3 protein-coding genes are annotated in these 2,972 nt (G+C 60.2%); 1 reads left to right on the top strand and 2 read right to left on the bottom strand.

Annotated elements, in window-relative coordinates:
* Positions 1–385: 385 nt before the first annotated feature.
* On the bottom strand, positions 386–595 hold the full coding sequence (locus IVA81_RS40215) for a transposase (protein ID WP_247330391.1): 210 nt from the start codon (positions 593–595) through the stop codon (positions 386–388).
* A gap of 284 nt (positions 596–879) precedes the next feature.
* Here IVA81_RS40215 and IVA81_RS40210 point away from each other — a divergent pair, with 284 nt between their 5' ends.
* Positions 880–1,383: a hypothetical protein gene (locus tag IVA81_RS40210; RefSeq protein WP_247330389.1), complete on the top strand. Its 504-nt coding sequence runs from the start codon at positions 880–882 to the stop codon at positions 1,381–1,383.
* Positions 1,384–1,959: 576 nt separating this feature from the next.
* Here the strand turns inward: IVA81_RS40210 and IVA81_RS40800 are convergent.
* Positions 1,960–2,340, bottom strand: a complete 381-nt coding sequence (locus tag IVA81_RS40800) for a hypothetical protein (protein WP_346659439.1) — start codon at positions 2,338–2,340, stop codon at positions 1,960–1,962.
* Between the last annotated feature and the right edge of the window lie 632 nt (positions 2,341–2,972).

Here is a 2,972-nt window from a genome sequence, read left to right as displayed (position 1 = left end):
ACTTCTTGCGTGATTTCGTCATATCCGTGCTCCGTCGGTTCAAACAGAGCAGGACGCTTCACACCTTAACGTTTGGTCCTATTTCCGGGGTCCACTTCAGACGTCAGAGGCTCGCGACGCGCTACTGAAGTGGACCCGGAGCTGGGACCATGGTCGTCGAAGCTAAGGTGATTGCGCCTGTCATTGTCGTTCGAATCAAGTAGCGTCCTGTTGCTGCTTTTGCGCTGCTGTGAGTATGCGGGCAACGCGTTTGCGTTGTCCAAGCGAAGCGGCATACCTGCAATTTTCGCCGCCGTTCGGGGACACTCATCGCCCGGGCCTCCTCGCCATGAATCCTTCAACCGACAAATCACCAATCTTGGTATAAGGCTTCGCCGTCTCGGGCTCATGCTCCTCCTCGCCATCCCCGGAGCGCTCGCGCCGCGCGCAAAAACGCTCGCGAAATTGTCGAGACCTGCTTCTTCCAGCCATAGATCTGGTTCGGGTGGACGCCGTGCCGCTTCGCTGGTTGCGGCACCGTCGAGACCTCGCGCAGTCCCTCCAGGGCAATCTCGGCCTCGAACGCGGCATCGAATTTCTTGCGCGACTTGGTCATAGCCCCGAATCGCATACTGTTATCGCGCGCGGATAGGACGGCCATCCGACAAGCCGGGAGCACCACCGGTTTCCGCGCTCCCTTGGTGCGTCACGGGGCGCGTGATGAATTTGGAGAAAATGGGAGCTTGATGCGCGGGACATCCTCATCGATAGGGTGCGCAGAGGAAAACTCTCTCCGGAAGAAGCTGAGGCTGAAGCGGCAAAGCAGGGTTTTCACCCTCTTGCTACGGTGCCCGATCCATTGGAATTCGACCCCGAACAAATGCCTTGGTGGTCACTCCAATGGCGCTCGCTTGGATTGCGTGGCGGAATATCAAAAGTGTTCGCGACCACTGCTCTGAATATCGTGAAAATTGGTTTCACTGGGTGCCTGGATCATGGAATGTGCCAACTAGCGACGGCACCGGATTCGAGCGCATCGACGGTTACGAGTTAAAATTATTGCGGCATTCGACAACAGTCCGCTTGGCATTTGTCGAGCGTTATCTGGTATCCACCAGAAACCTACCTGTAACAACGCAAATGGCGGTTTCGAAAGCCGAAAAGCAATTATTCGCCGCGCTTGCGGCCGGACGGATCGTAGCTATCGGCTGGGTGATCTGGAAGTTTGGCCAACACGTCAGCGAGCCGGGTTCGCTGATCGACGTGGTTCATCTTGCACGTTTATGCCGCCGAACTATGCCGAACGGTTCTGGAAGCAAGCCGTCGTTTGCGCGCGCTTGCGGCCGATGGAGGGGACATCCCTCGAGTTCCATTCGACATAGTCTGCCTTTTTACAGTGGCTGAAGGAAGGCGAGCAGGTGATCGCTCGGCGGAAGCCGGTTCGCTTGGCACGTTTGTACGGTTTGAGCCTTGCGAGGGCTGCTGGCTTGAGTGCGAGTCGGGCATGCAGGTAAGGCTGCGTCATTTCGATCGATCCTGGCGACCATAGCGCGCAATCGACGCCCGCTTGCAGCAGCTCCATCGCAGCGCTGTGCCTCAGCACGTGCGGCGACACTCGCTCGGATGCCAATGATCGACACCTCTTGCTGGCGACCCGACGTACTTGGCCAGGAGCGACTGGACGCTGTCGGCGCTGATCCGGCCCCGCGCACGTTGGGGAACAACGCGGCCTCACCGGGGCGCGCCGATTCCTTAGACCACTTCTGAAGGACGCCCCGCGCCTGCGCGGTTAGCGCCTGCATCGTTCCCTTCGTCCTTTGCCGACGCACCGCACGTGCGCGCCGGCGCCGAGATGAATGCCGTCTCGGTCGGAGAGGCGCAAGCCTGTCTCTGCTGCGAGCAGCAGCACAGTGTGATCACCGTGTCAAAGCCATGTCCTACGATCTCGAACGGCAAGGATCGCCTCAATCTCGGGCCGCATCAGGAAATGCACCTGACGTTTTTCGTGTCGCTTGCTCGGCATCGCGATGAGCCGCTGGATAAGAGCGCTGTGTGGGCCGGCTCGTCGAACGACGCGAGGCGGAAGAAGGAGCGAATGGCCGTCAGGCGCAAGTTGCGCTTCCTGACGCTGGCGCCCCGCTTCGTCTCAAGATCAGCGAGGAATGCGATGAAAGGCACATCCAGATCGCGGAGAGCTAGGGCGGACGGAGGCTGGCGGAGCCGCGCCTGTGCAAACGTGAACAGCAGCCGGAACGTGTCCCTGTACGATGCGATCGCGTTGGCCCTGGCATTGCGCTGACGGATCAGCCGCTCGGGTGATGTAACGCTCGACTGCGTGGCGACGTCGCAGCCCGGCTTCATGGCTTGGCCTCCCACCGTCGGTCGAGGAGCCGCGCCGTGTGCTCCATCAACTCCGGACAGGCCGAGAGCTACCAATAGGTGTCGCGCACGCAGGCATGACCGAGATATTGGAAAGCACCGGAAGCTGCTGCTCGACATGGATCCCCTTGTGACATCAGTCGAGAAGCGTCCAGATGGCGAAGGGATGCCGAAACTCGGATACACGTGGCCCGGTGTGATCGCCCGGGCATCGTAAACCGATCTCGCGGGACAAGCGCCAGAAAACACGATGAACATACCGGTGCAGCAATCGAGCGCCGCGCTCGGCCACAAGAAGTGCGGGCCGCAGCGCGATCCAAGATGAGCATCACGCGGTTTGGGTAGCTTAGTAGAGCTTCGCGGGTCGTCCGATGCAAGGGCACGAGCGCGACTTGCCCGAACTCGCTCTGTCGAATCGTCAGCAGGCCCTCGTCGAGATTAGGTCGCTACGCTGAAGCGCGATCGCCTCGGACAGACGCATGGCAGTCACCGCGATCAACCCGAACAGATCATGGGTAACCGGCATGAGGCCCCCACCTCGCCATCGCGAGGTTCGCCTGCGATACAGCCTGGCATGAGCTGATCGGTGGAGGTGAAGCGATGGCAAATGCCAT

It is taken from the genome of Bradyrhizobium sp. 141 (genome assembly GCF_023074055.1).
GTDB lineage: Bacteria > Pseudomonadota > Alphaproteobacteria > Rhizobiales > Xanthobacteraceae > Bradyrhizobium.
The sequence above is the reverse complement of the archived record's forward strand: the minus strand, read 5'-3'. Positions and strand labels throughout refer to the sequence as shown.

Coding starts and splice junctions, on each gene's coding strand:
- IVA81_RS40800 (WP_346659439.1), bottom strand. CDS start 2,340: ATGAAGCCGGGCTGCGACGTCGCCACGCAGTCGAGCGTTACATCACCC.
- IVA81_RS40215 (WP_247330391.1), bottom strand. CDS start 595: ATGACCAAGTCGCGCAAGAAATTCGATGCCGCGTTCGAGGCCGAGATT.
- IVA81_RS40210 (WP_247330389.1), top strand. CDS start 880: ATGGCGCTCGCTTGGATTGCGTGGCGGAATATCAAAAGTGTTCGCGAC.